Source organism: Microbacterium sp. LTA6 (genome assembly GCF_045690355.1).
Classification (GTDB): Bacteria; Actinomycetota; Actinomycetes; order Actinomycetales; family Microbacteriaceae; genus Microbacterium.
Genome location: NZ_CP147855.1, coordinates 991,170 through 1,009,958, shown reverse-complemented (window position 1 = coordinate 1,009,958; position 18,789 = coordinate 991,170). Strand labels below are relative to the sequence as shown.

The following is an 18,789-nucleotide window of genomic DNA, read 5'->3' as shown; positions in this document are numbered from 1 at the left end:
GTGATCTTCATCGTCCCCGCCAAGAACCAGATGTGGCCAGTCATCTGCCAGTGGCTGCGGATCTGCTACTGAGCGAAGACCGCCCGGTCGCGCTGTTGCGACCGGGAACGGCGCTCCGCGTCGACTTCTGGAGGTTCGTCCCGCTGGCACGCTCGGTGCGGGTCGTGCTGGTCATCCTCGTCGCGGTGACTGCGGCGATCGAGGCGTTGCTGCGCGCGTCGGGGGAGCTGGGCGGAGGAGCGCTGTCGTTCACGTCGTCGTTGCTGGTCACATTCAGTCTGCTGCTGATGGCGTGGTGTCCGCCGGTCTCGGCAGCTGCCCTTCTCTTCTCTGGCTTCGTGGCCGTGGCAGCGGGGGAAGGCGGGAGCTATCTCACGGCGCTCTCAGCAGGCGTCGGACTCGTTCTCTTCACCTGCAGCGTCGGACTCTCGTTCGCGTTCTGCGCGACAGGTCTTGCCTGGATCGTCGCCGTCGCAGTGATACCCCCAGGGCTCCGCACGGGTGGCGTGCTCACGGTGTTCGTCATCGCCCTGTCGTCGGCGGTTATCGGCCGGGGTATCCGGATGGTCGTCGACCGCAACTACTCCCTGCGACGGGAGCTCGACTCGCAGACCGAGCGGCTCGCTCTCGAACTGCAGGCCGAGCGGAATCGCATCGCTGACGAACTGCACGACGTGATCGCTCACGACATCGCCATCGTCGCCATGCACGCCCGGGTGCTCGAGCGCTCGGACGACGCTTCGGTGCGTTCCGCCTCGCAGCGGGCGATCTCGGATGCCGCAGGGCAGGCCCTCGCCGACACCAGGCGCATCCTCCATCTGATCCACGGCAGTACCGATGTCCCGGAACCCTCCCGCGCCGCGACGGCCGATATCCGCACGGTTCTCGGGGAACTGGAAGGAGAGCTGCGCGCCCTCGGCGACGACGTCGTGGTCGAGATCACCGATGGACCCGCGCTCGCGAAGAGCATCGACGCAGCACTGGCGCGGGTGGCGCGGGAGGCAGTCCTGAACATCGTCAAGCACTCGGCGTCGCCGCGCACCGTCGCGCTGCTGCTGACGTTCCCCCGCGACGCCGTGACGTTGCGCGTCGTGAACAGTCCGCATCGCCCGGGTACGTCCTCCCTCTCGTCGTCCGGGTTCGGGCTCGCGCGACTCAGGGAACGTGCGGCGCTCCTCGGGGGGAGCTTCCATGCCGGCGCCGCCGAGGGAGTCTGGTCCGTGGTCGCGACCCTGCCGCAGCGCTGAGGTCGAGCGGTTCGCGCGGCCGGCCGGATTCTGTCAACCCGGCAGGATCTCGCGGATCTGCACCGCGATCTCTTCGACGATCTCGTCGACCGAACGCTCGGCGTTGACAGTCGCAGCCATGCTGACGAACATGATCGCCGAGACGATATGGGCGAGGGTGCGAGCCGCTTCGGGGGTCACCTGTCCATCGCGCGCGATGACCTCGGCGAGGAGCTCCTCGGTCTGTTTCGTGAGGTCGAGCGCCTGGCTGTGGTGCGGTTCCTCCGGATCGCCGAAGATCATCTCGCGGAGGTAGGTGCGTCCATTGTCGATCTGCTTGCGGTTGCACTCGACGACCGGACGGATGACGGCCAGGGCGCCGTCATGCACGGTCTGCGTGGCCGCGGCATCGGTGCGACCCTGCTCGAGCGCCGCGGCGTACATCGAGTTCTGCACGAGCAGCAGGAGCTCGCCCTTCGTCTTCGCGTAGAGGAAGAGTGTTCCGGTGCCGATGTCGGCCCGGTCGGCGATCTCCTGCGTCGTGACATCGTCGACCCCGCGGTCCGCGAAGAGTTCGCTCGCCGCCGCGGTAATGCGCTCGAGCTTGTCGAGCTTGTTGCGCTCGCGCCGACCCAGTGCGGGAGTGTCGACAGTCATTGGTGTCCTCAAGAACGATATCGATGGCGTCTGACGATTCTCCCACGGCAGTCGGGCAGGCCGAACTCGGCTCTCGGCCGTGGGCTCGGCAAGTCAGCGTGTGAGGAACTCGACCGCGGTCGGCGCGAACTGCTCGTGGTACTGGAAGATGCCGCCGTGGCCGGAATTCGGATAGATGACGAGTTCGGAACCGGCGATGCGCCGGTGCAGATCCTCGGACAGCACCGAGGGGACCATCCGGTCGTTGTCGCCGTTGGCGATGAGCGTCGGCTGCGTGATCCGCGACAGATCGGAGGGAGCCGAGCGACCGAAACGCTGGATCGCCTTGAGCTGAGTCTGGAATGCCTTCGTGCCGATCGCCGCATCCCGATCCACCGCGCGCTCGGAGAGACGCTGGACGAACGCCTTGCCGGCACGCTTGCCCGCGGTATCGCGGTTGAAGAAGAGGAACTCCTTCGGATCCGAGCGGGTCAGCGTCGCCCGGACGATATCCCCGTACGTTGTGCGGACGACCTTGTCCATGTCCTTGCCACCCCGAGGGCCGGTGCCGGTCAGGATCAGCCTTCGCACCAGATTCGGATGCTTGATGACGAGATCCTGAGCGATCATGCCGCCCATCGAGAACGAGAACACGTCGATCGTGTCGTAGCCCAACGCCGTGATGAACGCGTAGGCATCGTCGGCTACCGCCTCCAGCGTGCTCGGCACCGTGCCGCTCGAGGCGCCGACGCCGCGCTGGTCGAAGGTGATGACGTGCCGGTGTGCGGCGATGGGGTCGATGATCCGGGGATCCCAGTTGTCGAGGGTCGCGGCGAGGTGGACGAAGAACACGACGGGGATGCCGCCCTTCGGGCCGAGCTCGCGGTAGGCGTAGGTGACGCCTCCGGCGGTGATGGTCTTCGCCGGAGCCTGCGCGTACGACGTGATGACGGGTTCGTTCGAGGTGCTGTTCATGATGGTGCTCCTTGTTCGTGGGATGGTGCGGGTGCGGGCACAGCAGACGAGCGCGCGATCAGGGGTTGCTGATCACGGCCTTGCCGCGGATGCCGCCGGCCGTCAAGGACTCGAGGCCCTGGACGGTCTCGTCGAAGGGGAAGACGCGTCCGACGACGGGACGGATGACGCCGCCGTCGATGAGTGCCGTGATCTCGCGCAGTTGATCGCCGCTCGCGCGCATGAACAGGAACTGATAGCTGATGCCGAGTCGCTTCGCCTGCTTCCGGATCTTGCTGCTCAATCCGGCGACGGCGATCCGCAGCACCGGGTTGAGTCCGGATGCTCTGGCGAACTCGGGGGTGGGCGGTCCGGCGATGCTGATGGCTTTTCCGCCTGCGCGCAGGACGCGGAGCGACTTCTCGAGGTTCTCGCCGCCGAGGCTGTCGATGACGAGGTCATAGCCGCTGAGTGCCTGCTCGAAGTCCTCACTGCGATAGTCGATGACCCGGTCGGCGCCGAGTTCCCGGACGAACGACGCGTTCGACGCGCTGGCCGTGGTCGCCACGTACGCACCCAGATGCTTCGCGAGCTGGATCGCGATGGAGCCGACGCCGCCCGCCCCGGCATGCACGAGCACCTTCTGGCCGGCGTGCACGTCGCCGAGCTCGACCAGCGCCTGCCATGCGGTGAGTGCGACCAGGGGCAGTGAGCCGGCCTCGTCCATGGTGATCGATGCCGGCTTGAGCGCGGCATCGTCTTCGTGGATGGCGATCCGTTCGGCGAAGCCTCCGATGCGCCCGTCGCGGGGCCTCGCATAGACCTCGTCGCCGGGCGTGAACCGGCGGACGGCGGCACCCACTCGAATGACGACGCCGGCCACATCATGGCCGAGAGTGATCGGAAGCCGGTAGGGCAGGATCGCCGTGAACTCACCCAGGCGGATCTTCTCGTCGAGCGGGTTGAGCCCGGCGGCCTGCACTCGAACGAGAATGTCGTGCTCGCCGACGACGGGTTCCGGCACATCCGCCTCACGCAGTGGGGTCTTGTACTTCGAGAGGATGAACGCTCTCATGACTGATGCTCCTTCGGCTCCGCGGATGCGGGTTCTCTCAAGATAACGAGTGAACTCAATTATGAGTCAACTCAGTTATCTTGTCAAGAAGGGGCGCCTGCCCATCGGATGCCGTCGGCTTTCCGGGCGCGCCGAAGGGGTCGCCGACGGTGCCCGTGGTGACGAGGGTGTGCTCGGGGTGAACCCGAGGCTCAGATCAGGCGGCGCAGTGCCTCTTCGAGGGAGACGCCCTGGGCGGCAGCGCGATCCTGCAGGCGGGCGTGCTCGGGGCCGGAAAGTGTGAGGCGCAACTCGATCGGATCCGCCAGGGGGGCATCGAGGCCGTCGAGGAGATCGGACATCTCCGCCCAGAGCGGTGCTGCTGCCGCAACCGATGCGGATGCTGCGGGGTGCTGCCCGGAGGCGGCGCCGCGATCGGCCGAAGTCTCGGCATCCGCTCGTGCGGTGGCTGCCCCGGCTGCGACGGGTGCCGATGCCGCGACCGCAGCACCCGCGCCTCCGGCGCCGACGAACCCGGGTCCACGGCGCGGCTCCTGCTTCTGCTGATACGCCTTCGCGGCGGCGTTCGCCCGCTCATCGGCGGCCTCGTTCAGCGGGTGCCCGGCATGCCCCTTCACCCACTCGAAACGGATGTCGCGCCCGCGCATCGCCTCGTCGATACCCTCGATCAGCTCGCGGTTGAGCACCGGGCCGCCATCGGCCTTGCGCCATCCGCGACGCTTCCAGCCCGGCATCCATTTGGTCACCGAGTCGATCACGTAGCGGCTGTCGCACTCGATCACGAGCTTCTCATCGCTGCCCGCCGTCGCCCGCAGCAGTTCGAGGACGGCCTGCAGCTCGCCCTGATTGTTCGTGCCGTGCGGCGATCCGCCGGCCGCCCAGTTCGCGTCGTCGATGTACCAGGCCCAGCCGTTAGGGCCCGGATTGCCCAGGGCGGAGCCGTCTGCGGCGGCGGTGATCGTCATCCCTCCACCGTAACGGTGGCCGGGTGGGTGCTCCGGCGCGTCGCGGGAGCGAGCCTTGGGCTCAGGCCTCGGGGTCCTTCGGCTCGGCATCCTCGATCACGACCGCCTCCGGCGCTGGCGGCGCGACGGGGAACACGATCGAGCTGACCGAGGCGCCGAGCCCCACGGTCAGAGGGTCGACCGACGAGGTCGAGAGCGTGTCGACCTGGTCCTCGTCGCCGCGCGGCTCCGCGGGCAGGCCGGCCCACACATTCTCTTGTTCTTCCGGTCGGTTCTGGAACAGTCCCATGAGTCCATTGTGCGCCGTCGGCGACTTTGCGGGGCCGAACTCCCGCGCCGGCACCGTCAGGGGACGCACCTGGTCGCATCGTTCGCCCAGTGGTGACCATCTGCGACCCTCGTGTGGAGGGTGCGCGCCGTGAGGGGACGTACTTGGTCGCGTCGGCGGTCGAGAGGCGACCATCTGCGACCCGCGCATGGAGGAAGCGCACCGGGAGAGGACGTACTTGGTCGCATCATTCGCCGAGAGACGACCATCTGCGACCGTCGCTGCGCCGGCCGCTGACTCAGAGCAGTTCGTAGATGGTGGCGTTGGCCATGCCGCCGCCCTCGCACATCGTTTGCAGTCCGTAGCGGATGCCGTTCGCGCGCATGTGGTGCAGCAGCGTCGTGGTGAGTCGTGCCCCGGATGCTCCGAGCGGATGCCCCAGCGCGATCGCCCCGCCGCGCGGATTGACCTTCGCCGGGTCCGCGCCGGTTTCCTGCAGCCACGCGCCGAGCACGGACGCGAACGCCTCGTTCACCTCGAACGCTCCGATGTCGTCGACCGAGAGCCCGGCCCGTTGCAGCACCTTCGCGGTCGCCGCGATCGGACCGGTCAGCATCATGATCGGGTCCGACCCGACCACGGCGACGCTGTGCACCCGGGCGATCGGCGTCAGCCCCAGAGACGCGGCCTTCGCGCTCGTCATCATGAGCACGGCCGCCGCGCCGTCGGAGATCTGCGAGGCGTTGCCCGCCGTCACGAGACCATTCTCGATGAAGGGGCTCGGCAGCGTCGCCAGTTTCTCGAGCGTGCTGCCGGGGCGGATGCCCTGATCCGTCACCACGTCACCGACCGGAACGATCTCCTCTGCGAAGAGTCCGCGCTGCACGGCATCCGCCGCCCGCGCATGCGACTCGACCGCGATGCTGTCGAGATCGGTGCGGCTGAGCCCCCACTTCGCGGCGATCAGCTCGGCGCCGACGCCCTGATTCCCCAGGTTCGGGTACCGCTCGTGCATGAGCGTGCCGAAGGGGTCGAGGCCGCCGGTGCTGGAGAACATCGGCGTACGAGACATCACCTCGACGCCGCCGGCGATCACGACGTCGGCGTACCCGGCGATGAGCGATGCCGCGGCATCCTGGATCGCCTGCTGTGAGGATCCGCACTGTCGATCGACCGTTCGGCCCGGCACCGACTCCGGAAGCCCGGCCGCGAGCACGGCGTTGCGCCCGACGTTGAAGGACTGCTCGCCGACCTGCGACACGCACCCCCAGACGACGTCGTCGATCAGTGCCGGATCGATCCCGGTCTCGGCGAGGACCGCGCGGATCGGGTAGGTGGAGAGATCGACCGAATGGATGCCGGACAGGGCGCCCTTCTCGGGCTTGCCGACGCCGACCGCGGTACGTTTCGCGGCGACGATGACCGCGTCATTCGTGCTCATGGGGGCGAGCCTACTCGCCCGTTCAGAGTCCGAGGCCGCGCGCGATCAGCATCAGCTGGACCTCGGTCGTGCCCTCGCCGATCTCGAGGATCTTCGAGTCGCGGTAGTGCCGAGCGACCGGGTACTCGTTCATGAAGCCGTTGCCGCCGAAGATCTGCGTCGCGTCGCGGGAGTTGTCCATCGCGGCCTCGCTCGCGACGAGCTTCGCGATCGCCGCCTCCTGCTTGAACGGCTTGCCGGCCAGCAGCAGAGCAGCCGCCTGGTAGTAGGCACGACGGGCGACGTGGGCGCGCGCCTCCATCCGAGCGATCTTGAAGGCGATCGCCTGGTGGCTGCCGATGTTCGTGCCGAAGGCGTGGCGCTCCTTCGCATAGCGGACGCTCTCGTCGACGCATCCCTGTGCCGCCCCGACCGCGAGCGCGGCGATCGCGATGCGCCCCTCGTCGAGGATGCGCAGGAAGTTCGCGTAGCCGCGGCCGCGCTCGCCGAGGAGGTTCTCGCTCGGGATCCGCAGGTCGTCGAAGGCGAGGCCGTGCGTGTCGGAGGCGTTCCAGCCGACCTTGTCGTAGGGCGGCGCGACCGTCAGCCCCGGGGTGCCGGCGGGAACCAGGAACGTGGAGATCTCCTTGCCCTTGGCCGTCTCGCCGGTGACCGCGGTGAGTGTGATGAGAGAGGTGATGTCGGTGCCGGAGTTCGTGATGAACTGCTTGCTGCCGTTGATCACCCACTCGTCGCCGTCTTCCTTCGCGGTGGTGCGGGTGCCGCTGGCGTCGCTGCCGGCATCCGGTTCGGTCAGACCGAAGGCGCCGAGCGCCTCACCCGAGGCGAGCTGGGGGAGCCATTGCTGCTTCTGCTCCTCGGTGCCGAAGCGGTACACCGGCATCGCACCGAGCGAGACGCCGGCCTCGAGGGTGATCGCCACGCTCTGGTCGACCTTCGCGATCTCTTCGAGGGCGAGGCAGAGGGCGAAGTAATCGCCACCCATGCCGCCGTACTCCTCGGGGAACGGCAGACCGAACAGGCCCATCTCGGCCATCCCGGCCACCACCTCGTAGGGGAATGAGTGCTCCCGGTCGTGCTTCGCAGAGACGGGAGCGACGACCTCGTTCGTGAAGTCGCGCACGGCGGCCGACAGCTGGCGGTACTCGTCGGGAAGCTCGGACTGCAGCGACTCGGACATGGGGACCCACTTTCCCTCGGGCGCGCTTGGTAAACGATCGATAACTGAAATATAGGTTATCGATCGTTTACCGGAATGTCCAGGGGGCGGTAGCATCAGGACGTGATGGCAACGGCGCGAGCAACGGGGAAGGCGCGGACGCGTCGGCGGTTCCTCGATGCCGCCGCGCGGCTCTTCGCCGAGCGCGGATTCCACGCCGTCTCCATCGGTGAACTCGGGGCGGCGATCGGCGTCAGCGGACCGGCGCTCTACCGGCACTTCCCGAGCAAGGAGGCGATGCTCGAGGAGATCCTGCTCGGCATCAGCGAGTACCTCCTGCAAGGGGGCAAAGACATCGTCGAGAAGCCGCACGACTCCGACGAGGCGCTGCTGCGCGACCTGGTCGACTTCCACCTCGAGTTCGCGCTCGCGCATCGCGACATCATCCGCGTGCAGGATCGCGAGCTCGGCACTCTTCCCGACGAGGCGAACCGGCGCGTGCGGATGCTGCAGCGCCAGTACCTCAACCTCTGGGTCGACGTCGTCAGCCGCATCCGCCCCGCCGTACCGACCGCGCACCTGCAGATCGTCATGCACGCGGTCTTCGGCCTGCTCAACTCGACCTCGCACAACCCCGACAACGCCGAGTCTGACGACGTGCGTGACATCCTCGCGTCGTCGGCGCTCCGGGTGCTCGCCGCGTCCTGAGGTCTCTGGGCTCTCTCTCCTCGGGAGGGGCCGCGCATTGCCGCCTCACGCGACCGGAAGCGGCAATCTGCGTCCCCTGCTGGCTTCGGGCGGCGCTCATCGCGCGGGAGGGGTCGCACATTGCCGCGTCGTCCGATGGGAAGCGACAATCTGCGTCCCCTGTTGGCTCGGCGCGACACGAACTTCGCAGATCTGCGCGAACTTCGCAGAGATTCGGCGGATGCCTGCGAGATTGCTGCTGTTCTGCGAGATTGCAGGCAGGCAGGTGAGCGCGGGACTAACGCCCGAGGATGGCGCGGGCCTGGCGCAGCACGGGCTCGTCGACCATCTTCCCCTCGAAGCGGAACACCCCGGGCTGCACAGCGGCCTCGGCGAGCACGCGTTCGGCCCATGCGGCCTCTTCCGGCGTCGCGGCGAATCCGGCGCGGATGACGGCGGCCTGCGACGGGTGGATGCAGGCCGTGGCGTCGAAGCCGCTGGCGGCGGCATCCGACACCTCGTCTTGAAGACCAGCGGTGTCCGCGATGTCGACGTGGACTGCGTCGAAGGCGAGCTTCCCTGCGGCCTTCGCGGCGATGAGCACCCGTGAACGCGCGTAGCGGGCGACATCGCGGTAGCGGCCGTCGTCGTAGCGGCTCGAGCGCCCGCCCATGCTCGCGATCAGGTCTTCCGCGCCCCACATCAGGCCGATCACGGCCGGGTGCGCTGCGATTTCGCCCGCGCGCTCGACGCCGGTCGCCGTCTCGCAGAGCGCGAGCACCCGGTAGCCGCCGGCGTGCAGAGCATCGAGGTCGGTCGTGCTCTCGGTCTTGGCGAGCATCACGGTGCGGTACTCGGTGCGGGCCAGCGCCTCGAGGTCGAGCGGATGCTCGGCGGTGGTCGCCGGATTCACCCGCACGATCACACGGGCGGGATCGAGAGCGGATGCCGCCACCTGCTCCCGCGCGGCGGGCTTGTCGTCGGGCGCCACGGCGTCTTCGAGGTCGAGGATGACCGAGTCGGCCGCTGCGAGCGCCTTCTCGTACCGGTCGCCGCGGTCGCCGGGGCAGAACAGGAGAGCGGGACCGTTCATCAGGACTCCTCGGATGCCGGCTCGGCCTCGGATGCCGCGGGCAGGCACTGCATCAGCGTCGACCTGGTCGCGACGGCGACGACCGTGCCGTCCTGGTTGCGCATGGTGTGCGCAAACTGCACGATGCCCTGGGTGGGCCGCGACGACGAGCGCCGCTTCGACACGATTAGCGTCTCGGCGTACAGGGTGTCGCCGACGCGGACGGGCGCGGGGAACGACACGTCGCTGAAGCCGAGGTTCGCGACGATCGTGCCCATGGTCAGCTGCGACACCGAGAGCCCGACCAGGGTCGCCAGGGTGAACATGCTGTTCACCAGGCGCTCGCCGAACTCGGTGCCGGCGCTCCACGCGGCATCCAGATGCAGCGCCTGCGTGTTCATCGTGAGCGTCGTGAAGAGAACGTTGTCGGCCTCGGTGACCGTGCGGCCAGGGCGGTGCAGGTACACCGAACCCTCTTCGAACTCCTCGAAGTAGAGTCCGCGCTGCTCGATGCGCTGGCCACTCATCGCTGCTCCCTCTCGTCACTGTCGTCGGCGTCACCGGCATCGGCGGATGCCGCGGGGGTGATGACGGCGAGCGTCTGCCCTCGCGACACGGTATCGCCCTGAGCGGCGCGCAACGACACGGTGCCGGAGACTCCGGCGCGCAGCACGTGCTCCATCTTCATGGCCTCGACGACGATCACTTGGTCGCCCTCCTCGACGTGCGCGCCGTTCTCGACCGACACCAGCACGACGGTGCCCGGCATCGGTGAATCGAGCTGGGGGCCGCTGGCCGCATCGTCGCCGGCACCGTGTGCGAGGCGCTCGACGGCGACGTCGAAGACCGCGCCGCCGTGCGCGACGGCGACGCGACCGGTCGACGTCATCGCCGAGATCGTGCGCGCCTCGCCGGCGATGTCGATCGTGTACCGGTGGTCGCCGCGGGGGCGGACGGAGGCCGCGACAGGGGCGGCGTCCTCCGCAGGCTCGTCGCCGACTTGCTCGACCCGCACCGAGAGTCCGGTACCCGATCCGGACACGAAGGCCACGCGACGGTGCACGCCGGAGTGCAGCGCATAGCGCCGCGGCGCTGCATCCCCCAGGCGCCAGCCGTCATGCCGTCGCCACGGGTCACCGCCGACGGGTGCCGCAGAGTCGAGCAGCAGTGCCGCCTCGGCGAAGACCCGGTCGTCGGCTTCGGTGAACGCGATGTCGTCGAGCCGTCGGGCGATCAGGCCGGTGTCGAGATCGCCGGCGACCACCTCGGGCAGCTCGAGCAGCAGGCGCATGAACTCCACGTTCACCGGGAACCCGAAGACAGCGGTCTCATCGAGCGCGCGCACCAGGCGACGACGGGCCTCATCGCGGGTCGCGCCCCATGCGATGACCTTGGCGAGCATCGGGTCGTAGTCGATCGAGACGTCGAGTCCGGTGTCGATGGCGGTGTCCACCCGGATGCCGGGCCCGGCCGGATGCGAGACCAGGTCGACGTGACCGCCGGTGGGCAGGAAGCCCGCCGTCGGGTCCTCCGCGTAGACGCGCGCCTCGATGCTGTGGCCGTTCAGCACGACATCGTCCTGGGCGATGGCCAGGACCTCGCCCGCCGCGATGCGCAGCTGCTGCTCGACGAGATCGATGCCGGTGATCTGCTCGGTGACCGGATGCTCCACCTGCAGCCGGGTGTTCATCTCCATGAAGAAGAACTCGTCCGGCCGGGTCGCCTCGACGATGAACTCCACCGTGCCGGCGCCCTCGTAGGCGACACTGCGGGCGGTCTCGCAGGCGGCGAGGCCGATCGCGGCGCGGGTCGTCTCGTCGAGCAGCGGCGACGGCGCCTCTTCGATGACCTTCTGATGGCGCCGCTGCAGCGAGCACTCGCGCTCGCCGAGGTGGATCACATTGCCGTGGCGGTCGGCGAGCACCTGCACCTCGATGTGCCGGGGTGTCGTGAGGTAACGCTCCAGGAACAGCGAGTCGTCGCCGAAGCTGGCCTGTGCCTCACGACGCGCGGCGGCGATCGCCGCCGCCAGTTCTCCGGCTTCGGAGACGACGTGCATGCCCTTGCCGCCACCGCCGGCCGAAGGCTTGATGAGCAGCGGGTAGCCGATGCCCGGCGCCGCGTCGGTGAGATCGGCGTCCGCTAGCCCGACGCGCGCGATGCCGGGAACGGTCGGCACATCGCGGGCGGAGACCGTGTTCTTCGCGGTGATCTTGTCGCCCATTGTGCGGATCGCCTCGGGCGTCGGCCCGATGAAGACGATGCCGGCATCGGCGCACGACTGCGCGAACTCGGCGTTCTCGGCGAGGAAGCCGTAGCCAGGATGGATCGCCTGCGCCCCGGTCTCGCGGGCGGCGGCGATCACGGCGTCGATGCTCAGGTAGCTCTGCGCCGCAGGCGCCGGACCGATCCGGATGGCGACGTCGGCCAGCGCGACATGGCGAGCGCCGGCATCCGCATCGCTGTAGACGGCGACCGAGCGGATGCCGAGACGGCGCAGCGTCGCGATGATGCGGCAGGCGATCTCGCCGCGATTGGCGATGAGGACGGTATCGAACACTTCACTCACATCCTGAAGACGCCGTAGCCCGGCTGGTCGAAGGGAGCCCGCATGATGACGTCGAGCGCGAGGCCGAGCACGTCTCTGGTCTGGTCCGGCTCGATGATGCCGTCATCCCACAGGCGAGCGGTGGAGTAGTACGGGCTGCCCTGCGTGTCGTAGGCGGCGCGGATCGGAGCCTGGAAGTCAGCCTCGTCCTCGGCCGACCAGGTGCCGCCGGCGGCTTCGATCTGGTCGCGACGGACGGTCGACAGCACGGATGCCGCCTGCGGTCCGCCCATCACCGAGACGCGCGCGCCTGGCCAGAGCCAGAGGAAGCGCGGCGAGTAGGCGCGGCCGCACATCGAGTACGTGCCGGCACCGAAGGATCCGCCCACGACGACGGTGAGCTTCGGCACGGTGGCGCAGGCGACGGCGTTGACCATCTTGGCGCCGTGCTTGGCGATGCCGCCGGCCTCGTACTCGCGGCCGACCATGAAGCCGGTGATGTTCTGCAGGAACACCAGCGGGGTGCGTCGCTGGTCGCACAGCTGGATGAAGTGCGCGCCCTTCTCGGCCGATTCGCCGAAGAGCACGCCGTTGTTCGCGATGATGCCGACCCGGTGCCCGTGGATCCGCGCGAACGCGGTGATCAGGGTCGTGCCGTATTCGCGCTTGAACTCGGCGAACTCGCCGCCGTCGACGACCGCGCGGATGATCTCGCGGGCGTCATAGGGCACGGTCAGCTCGACCGGGACCACATCGAGCAGGTCGACGGATGCCGGTGCGGCGACCTCTTCTTCGGGGGCGACGACGTAGGCGGGCGACGGCGGGAGCGTCGCGACAATGTCGCGGACGATCTGCAGCGCATGGGCGTCGTTCTCGGCGAGGTGATCGGCGACGCCGGAGACGCGGGTGTGCACCTCGCCTCCGCCGAGTTCTTCCGCGGTGACGACCTCACCGGTCGCGGCCTTCACCAGGGGCGGCCCGCCGAGGAAGATCGTGCCCTGGCCGCGGACGATCACCGTCTCGTCGCTCATCGCGGGGACGTAGGCGCCGCCGGCGGTGCTCGAGCCGAGGACGGCCGCGATCTGCGGGATGCCGTCGCGCGACATCCGTGCCTGGTTGTAGAAGATGCGCCCGAAGTGATCGCGGTCGGGGAACACCTCGTCCTGCATCGGCAGGAAGGCGCCGCCGGAATCGACCAGGTAGACGCAGGGGAGCCGGTTCTCGGCGGCGATCTCCTGCGCGCGCAGGTGCTTCTTGACCGTGATCGGGTAGTAGGTGCCGCCCTTCACCGTGGCGTCGTTGGCGACGACCATCACGTGCCGGCCGTGGATCAGTCCGACGCCGGCGACCACGCCGCCGGACGGGCAGTCGCCACCGTAGAGCTCGTACCCGGCGAGCGGGGCGACTTCGAGGAAGGGGCTGCCGACGTCGAGCAGTTGGTCGACGCGGTCGCGCGCGAGCAGTTTGCCGCGGGCGACATGCTTCTCGCGGGACTTCGCGGGCCCGCCGAGGCGGGCCGTGGCCGTCCGTTCGCGGAGCTCGTCGACGAGCTCACGGTAGGCAGACGCGTTCGGCACGGTGACCCTCCATCGGCAATGATCGGACGGAATTTAGATTACTGATCATTAACCGAAATGTCTACGTGCGCGGACTCGGCCGCAGCGCCGGCGTCGGCGACGGTGTCGTCAGACCCGGCGGAAGGTGAAGTAGCCCGCCACAGCGCCGTGGTTGACGACACCCGTTCCGGTGCTCAGCATCCGGGCCGAGGTCGTGGCTCCTGCTTCGACGAAGGTGTATCCGGTGTGCTCGAGACGCCAGCCGATCCCCTCGACCTGGCTGAGGAAGTAGCCGATGCTCTCGTTGCTCGCGAGGGCATTCTGGGCGGAACCCCACGACGACGCCTCGCCGGTGAGGCGGCTGACCTCGACCTGCAGATGGAGGAGCAGATCGCCTCGGGTGCGGGCGTCTGTCGCATGCTGCAGGAGGCGGGTGGCTTCGTCGGCGGTGAGCATTCGATCTCTCTTTCCTGGTCCGTCACGGATTCCAGGAACAGCGTAGGCCGCTCAGCCCTTCGCCTTGCGCACCGCATCGACGAGCTCGCGCCACGGGCCGGAGAGCTCCGAATCCGGGACGTCCTGCTCCCTGCGCTCTGACGGCGTCCTGGCGCGGATGCTCCAGACGAATCGGTCGGCGCCGGGCTGGTCGTTCAAGGTCTGATCCCAGGGGCACTGGTCGATGAGCGCGATCCACTGGGGGGCCTCGGCGGGCTCGGCTTCGACCTGCCAACGACGAGAGATGCCCGCGATGCCGCCCATGCGCACGACCGCGATGACGACCGTGCCGCCCTGGCCGGAGGGCTTCCGTCCGCGTGCCGGTCCGAGGTCGTCCGGTTCCCGCTCCGCTGCGGGCTGGCGCTCCTCTGCGGGCTCGCGCTCCGCAGTCGGCTCGCGCTCCTCACCGAGTGGAGGGGACTCGCTCATCCTCATAGACTCCCACGGCGCGCCACGCGCGTCGAGCGGCATCCGCGGTCTTCGCCCGTCCGGCGGGATCGCTCCCGTGCGCAGAATCGAGCGCGGAGGCGGCCGCGACCGTGGCGTCGGCGAACTCCGTGAAGGTCGCCGTGCTCGACAATCCTCCGGTCAACGCGCGGTACCAGACGGTTCCGGCCCGCTCCCAGGCGTTGCCGCCGAGGTCGCGCGCGAACAGGGCGAAGGCGCGATTTGGGATGCCGGAGTTGATGTGCACGCCGCCGTTGTCTTCGGTGGTCTGCACGAAGTCGCTCATATGCGCCGGCTGCGGATCCTTGCCGAGCTCATCGTCGTCGTAGGCGGTGCCCGGCTCGAGCATGGAACGCAGTGCCTTGCCCTCGACGGCGTCGGTGAAGATCTCGGCGCCGATCAGCCATGTCGCCGCATCAGCCGTCTGGTCGAGGAGGAACTGCTCGGTCAGCGCGCCGAGGACGTCGGCGATCGACTCGTTGAGAGCGCCGGGCTGGCCCTGATACTCGAGGTTCGCGGTGTGCTGGATGACGCCGTGCGCCAGCTCGTGCCCGATGACCGTGATTGAACCGGTGAACCCGCGGAACACCTCGCCGTCGCCATCGCCGAAGACCATGCGCTCGCCGTCCCAGAAGGCGTTGTCGTAGTCGACGCCGTAGTGCACCGTGGCATCGAGAGGGGCTCCGGCGTCGTTGAGCGAGTTGCGGCCGAAGGCCGACAGCAACAGCTCGAAGGTCGCACCGAGGCCATCGAACGCCTCGTTCACGGAGGTGTCGGCCACCGGCGGATCGTCTTCGTTGCGCACCACGGCGCCCGGAAGCTGCTGCGTGTTGCCGGCATCGCTGATCGTGCGGTTCGGGGCGTCGGAGAGTTGTGCGACGAGGTCGCCGTTCTCGTCGATCGACAGGTCGATGCGTGCCCGGAAAGGAGGGCGTCCGCTGGTCAGCGTCTGTCGCGCTGCGGCGGCGGCGCGGGGGAACCGGCCTGATTCGGCGAGACGCGCGAGCAGGTAGGACGGGACGACCCCGTGACGTTCTGCAGATGCTGAGCTGCTCATGCTCCGACCCTACGCCGGGCCTCCGACTTCTCCGCTCGGTCATCCGCGAGTCGTCGGGTCGGCGATCGAAAGCGACGACGCCACCCTCGCCGAATTGATATTGATAACCCTTCTCAATAAGGTGGGCATTCTATGCATCGCACCGCTCACCGCCGCCTCGTTCTCCTGCCCGCCGCGCTCCTCACGGCGCTCGCCGTCTCGGCGTGCGCGCCATCTGTCGTGGCGACGCCCGACGTCACTCCGCGCACCAGCGACATCGAAGGGGTCGGCGAGATCGCAGAGCCGGCTCGCGCCCTGGTCGTCGGCGACGAGAACGGTGAACTGACTCTCATCGACCTGGCGACTGAGGAGCGTTCGGTGCTCGCGAAGGCTCGAGCAGGCGTCGCGAGCTTCCAGGGCGATGGGCGCTTCATTGCCGTCACCCGCCTGCACGGCGCGCGCACTGCCGTCGACGTCGTCGACACCGGTCGCTGGACCATGCCCCACGGAGACCACTCGCATTCGTTCCAGACTGAGGCGCGCATCGTCGGGGCGATCGACGGCGCCGGCGCGGTCACCGTCGGCATGGGGGACCGCCGTATCGTCGCGTTGTTCGGCGAAGACGGAGACCTCGTCGATCTCACCCACGACGACCTCGATGGTGATCTCGTCGACCCGCCGCGCAGCGCCGCCCCGCTCGCGCTCGCTGGCCCGGTTCTTCCCTTCGCCGGACATCTGCTCGTGGCATCCGATTCCGACACGGTCGAGGTCGTCGACGACTCCGGTGCCGTCCAGCGGGATCGGGGGATGCCGTGCCCGGGAGTGACGGATGCCGACACCACCCGGGTGGGCGCGGTCTTCGCCTGCACCACCGGCGCCGTGCTCTTCACTCGCGAGACCGGTGGCGAGGTCGTCGCTGAAGCCATCCCGTATCCCGAGGGGGCGACCCCGGTCGCCGAGCTGTCCGGCCGCCCCGATCGGCCCGATCTCGCCGGCGTCGCCGGTGCGCAAGGCGCCTGGCTCCTGGGCGTGCGGCAGCGCACCTGGACGCTGCTTCCCTCCGACGAACCTCTGCTGCGCGCCGTGGCCATCGGCGACGACGCCGATCGGACGGTCGTGGTCGACGCCGGCGGACGCGTACGCGTGCTCGCCGCCGACGGCGCCGTGCTCGCCCGCACCGAACCGCTGGTCGCCGCATCCGTCAGCGACCCCGCCCTTCGCGAACGCGTGCGACTGATCGTCGATGCCGACCACGCCTACCTCACCGACCCCGCTGCCGGAGCGGTCCATGAGATCGATCACCGCGACGGCGCGGTCGTCACCCGCACCTTCACCGACCTGCAGCCCTGGTTCCTCCAGCAGGTCGGCTGAAGCGCCGCGCCCCCACACCACAGAAGAAAGAGAGAACACCATGTTCCGACCTGCCCGCACCCGCTTCGCGGCCGGGGCCGTCGCGGCCTTCGCCGTCGTCGCGCTCGCCGGATGTGCGACTCCGGCGCCATCGGCATCCGGCGATCCCGACGCCTCCGCCGAGCACCAGCACGAAGGCGACACCCGCGTCGCGGTCTCCTATGACGGCGGCATCCTCGTGCTCGACGGCGAGACCCTCGAAACCGTCGGCGGCGTCGAACGCGACGGATTCCTTCGCGTCAACAGTGCCGGCGACCACGACGGACACGTCTTCGTCACGGCGGAGGACGGTTTCCATGTTCTCGGCACCGGCCTCGCCTCCGGAGAGGTGGCGTTCACCGGAGAGGTGTTCGATGCCATCGCGGCCGGCCACGTCGTTCCGCACGCCGGGCGCACGGCGCTCTTCGACGACGGCACCGGCGAGGTGCGCATCTTCGACACCGACGACATCGGCGGCGGCATGCTGCCCGAGATCGACACGCTCTCCTCGGAAGCCGCGCACCACGGTGTCGCGATCGAGCTCGCCGACGGCACCGCGCTCTCGACGATCGGGACGCCCGATACCCGCAGCGGTGTGCGCCACCTCGCCGCCGACGGCTCCGAACTCTCCCGCAACGAGCAGTGCCCGTCCGTGCACGGCGAAGGTGCGCTGAAGGGGGAGGTCATCATGTTCGGCTGCGAGGACGGCGTGCTGCTCTTCGCCGACGGCGCGTTCACGAAGGTCGACGCGCCCGATGAGTTCGGCCGCACCGGCAACGCCTACGTCACCGGGACGAGCTCCATCGCGGTCGGCGACTACAAGTCCGATCCCGACCAGGAGGGGTACCTGCTCTCCGAACTCGCCATCGTCGACACGAAGGCGAACGCGCTGTCCGTCGTCGAGCTGCCCGAGGGAGTCGAGTACACCTGGCGCGGTGTCGGCCGCGACGGCCACGACAACATCGTCGTGCTGGGCGCGGATGGTTCGCTGTACCTGCTCGATGAAACCGGGGCGGTACAGGATTCGTGGAGCGTCATCGAGCCGTGGGAGGGCCCGGAGGAGTGGCAGCAGCCGCACCCCGGTCTGCGCGTGGTCGGCGACATCGCGTACGTGACCGAGCCGGCGGCGAAGAAGATCCACGCGATCGATCTGCACACCGGTGAGTCCGTGGCCACGGCCGATCTGGACGTCGTGCCGAACGAGTTCGTCGTGGTCGGCGGCGCCGGTCACTGAGGCCGACGCTGAATCGAGAGGGCGGGCGCCGGGGAACCGGGCCCGCCCTCTTGCGCGCCCGGGTGGACCGTCGTCAGTCCCGCTCGATGCTCACGACGGTGGTGCGGATCACGCCGCCATCGGCCGGCGCCTCGTAGCGCACCGGCATCCCCGGGTGGGCGATCGAGAACCAGAACGTCTCCGGCTCAGCGTCCGGCGCATCGCGCGTGACGTAGCGCAGGCACTCCACTCGTCCGATCGGCAGCTCCAGGGTCTCGGTCGACAGGGTGGTGCGTTCGGCAGGGAAAGCGGCGTGGCCCTGGAGCTCGACCCATGTGACGCGCCCCGAGGCGACGTCATCCGGCGCATCGCTGCTCCAGCGGTCGAGCGTCGCGCCCTCGGCATCCGTCTCCCGGAACCGATTCACCCGCTCGAAATCTGATCCGTCCGGCAGTTCGACACGCAGTCTGATCGTCTTTCCGGCGCCGGTGGCGTCGCGGATCTGGGCGGCGGTGAAGGGGGTCGGAAGCAGGCCGGGGCCGATCAGGTGCGGGTCGGATGCGCTCATGGAGACATTCTGAGCCAGCGTCGGTGGGTGAGCCAACGAGTCACCTCTTGACAA

19 protein-coding genes are annotated in these 18,789 nt (G+C 68.9%); 4 read left to right on the top strand and 15 right to left on the bottom strand.

What is annotated here, in order from left to right; translation table 11 throughout:
* Positions 1-50 precede the first annotated feature (50 nt).
* On the top strand, positions 51-1,247 hold the full coding sequence (locus tag LTA6_RS04680; protein ID WP_407358755.1) for a sensor histidine kinase: 1,197 nt from the start codon (positions 51-53) through the stop codon (positions 1,245-1,247).
* Positions 1,248-1,280: 33 nt separating this feature from the next.
* Here the strand turns inward: LTA6_RS04680 and LTA6_RS04675 are convergent, their stop codons facing one another.
* The 7 genes from LTA6_RS04675 to LTA6_RS04645 form a co-directional block, all read right to left on the bottom strand.
* Positions 1,281-1,883 carry a TetR/AcrR family transcriptional regulator gene (locus tag LTA6_RS04675; protein ID WP_407358754.1) on the bottom strand — a complete coding sequence of 201 codons (603 nt, stop codon included), beginning with the start codon at positions 1,881-1,883 and terminating at the stop codon, positions 1,281-1,283.
* Positions 1,884-1,976: 93 nt separating this feature from the next.
* Positions 1,977-2,837 (bottom strand): alpha/beta fold hydrolase, encoded by an 861-nt coding sequence (locus tag LTA6_RS04670; protein WP_407358753.1) that lies wholly within the window; start codon positions 2,835-2,837, stop codon positions 1,977-1,979.
* Between the two features lie 58 nt (positions 2,838-2,895).
* A complete protein-coding gene (locus LTA6_RS04665) occupies positions 2,896-3,891 on the bottom strand; it encodes an NADP-dependent oxidoreductase (RefSeq protein ID WP_407358752.1) in 996 nt (331 codons plus the stop codon).
* Between the two features lie 191 nt (positions 3,892-4,082).
* The gene (locus tag LTA6_RS04660) at positions 4,083-4,856 is read right to left on the bottom strand and encodes a ribonuclease H (protein ID WP_407358751.1); all 774 of its coding nucleotides are present in this window, start codon (positions 4,854-4,856) and stop codon (positions 4,083-4,085) included.
* Positions 4,857-4,917: 61 nt separating this feature from the next.
* Positions 4,918-5,145, bottom strand: coding sequence for a hypothetical protein (locus tag LTA6_RS04655; protein WP_407358750.1), 228 nt, complete (start codon positions 5,143-5,145; stop codon positions 4,918-4,920).
* A 277-nt stretch (positions 5,146-5,422) separates the two neighbouring features.
* Complete coding sequence (locus LTA6_RS04650; protein ID WP_407358749.1) at positions 5,423-6,565, bottom strand: thiolase family protein; 1,143 nt, start codon at positions 6,563-6,565, stop codon at positions 5,423-5,425.
* 22 nt (positions 6,566-6,587) lie between these two features.
* A complete protein-coding gene (locus LTA6_RS04645; RefSeq protein ID WP_363550527.1) occupies positions 6,588-7,745 on the bottom strand; it encodes an acyl-CoA dehydrogenase family protein in 1,158 nt (385 codons plus the stop codon).
* 105 nt (positions 7,746-7,850) lie between these two features.
* On the opposite strand from LTA6_RS04645, the gene LTA6_RS04640 reads away from it, so the two are divergent.
* Positions 7,851-8,432, top strand: a complete 582-nt coding sequence (locus LTA6_RS04640) for a TetR/AcrR family transcriptional regulator (protein WP_341976376.1) — start codon at positions 7,851-7,853, stop codon at positions 8,430-8,432.
* A 277-nt stretch (positions 8,433-8,709) separates the two neighbouring features.
* On the opposite strand, the gene LTA6_RS04635 is transcribed toward LTA6_RS04640, so the two are convergent.
* The 7 genes from LTA6_RS04635 to LTA6_RS04605 form a co-directional block, all read right to left on the bottom strand.
* Complete coding sequence (locus LTA6_RS04635) at positions 8,710-9,504, bottom strand: HpcH/HpaI aldolase/citrate lyase family protein (RefSeq protein ID WP_407358748.1); 795 nt, start codon at positions 9,502-9,504, stop codon at positions 8,710-8,712.
* Positions 9,504-10,010 carry a MaoC family dehydratase gene (locus LTA6_RS04630; RefSeq protein WP_407358747.1) on the bottom strand — a complete coding sequence of 169 codons (507 nt, stop codon included), beginning with the start codon at positions 10,008-10,010 and terminating at the stop codon, positions 9,504-9,506. Before LTA6_RS04630 ends, LTA6_RS04635 begins: the two co-directional genes overlap by 1 nt.
* A complete protein-coding gene (locus tag LTA6_RS04625) occupies positions 10,007-12,043 on the bottom strand; it encodes a biotin carboxylase N-terminal domain-containing protein (protein WP_407358746.1) in 2,037 nt (678 codons plus the stop codon). Before LTA6_RS04625 ends, LTA6_RS04630 begins: the two co-directional genes overlap by 4 nt.
* 5 nt (positions 12,044-12,048) lie before the next feature.
* Positions 12,049-13,608: a carboxyl transferase domain-containing protein gene (locus tag LTA6_RS04620; protein ID WP_407358745.1), complete on the bottom strand. Its 1,560-nt coding sequence runs from the start codon at positions 13,606-13,608 to the stop codon at positions 12,049-12,051.
* Between the two features lie 108 nt (positions 13,609-13,716).
* A complete protein-coding gene (locus LTA6_RS04615) occupies positions 13,717-14,043 on the bottom strand; it encodes a hypothetical protein (RefSeq protein ID WP_407358744.1) in 327 nt (108 codons plus the stop codon).
* A gap of 51 nt (positions 14,044-14,094) precedes the next feature.
* Positions 14,095-14,511, bottom strand: coding sequence for a protealysin inhibitor emfourin (locus LTA6_RS04610; protein ID WP_341976370.1), 417 nt, complete (start codon positions 14,509-14,511; stop codon positions 14,095-14,097).
* A complete protein-coding gene (locus LTA6_RS04605; protein ID WP_407358743.1) occupies positions 14,486-15,586 on the bottom strand; it encodes a M4 family metallopeptidase in 1,101 nt (366 codons plus the stop codon). The genes LTA6_RS04610 and LTA6_RS04605 overlap by 26 nt, the downstream gene beginning before the upstream one ends.
* A 132-nt stretch (positions 15,587-15,718) precedes the next feature.
* Here LTA6_RS04605 and LTA6_RS04600 point away from each other — a divergent pair, with 132 nt between their 5' ends.
* Both LTA6_RS04600 and LTA6_RS04595 read left to right on the top strand, forming a co-directional pair.
* A complete protein-coding gene (locus LTA6_RS04600; RefSeq protein WP_407358742.1) occupies positions 15,719-16,936 on the top strand; it encodes a hypothetical protein in 1,218 nt (405 codons plus the stop codon).
* Between the two features lie 40 nt (positions 16,937-16,976).
* The gene (locus tag LTA6_RS04595) at positions 16,977-18,188 is read left to right on the top strand and encodes a hypothetical protein (RefSeq protein WP_407358741.1); all 1,212 of its coding nucleotides are present in this window, start codon (positions 16,977-16,979) and stop codon (positions 18,186-18,188) included.
* Positions 18,189-18,261: 73 nt separating this feature from the next.
* Here LTA6_RS04595 and LTA6_RS04590 read toward each other — a convergent pair whose 3' ends face one another.
* The gene (locus LTA6_RS04590; protein ID WP_407358740.1) at positions 18,262-18,735 is read right to left on the bottom strand and encodes a hypothetical protein; all 474 of its coding nucleotides are present in this window, start codon (positions 18,733-18,735) and stop codon (positions 18,262-18,264) included.
* Between the last annotated feature and the right edge of the window lie 54 nt (positions 18,736-18,789).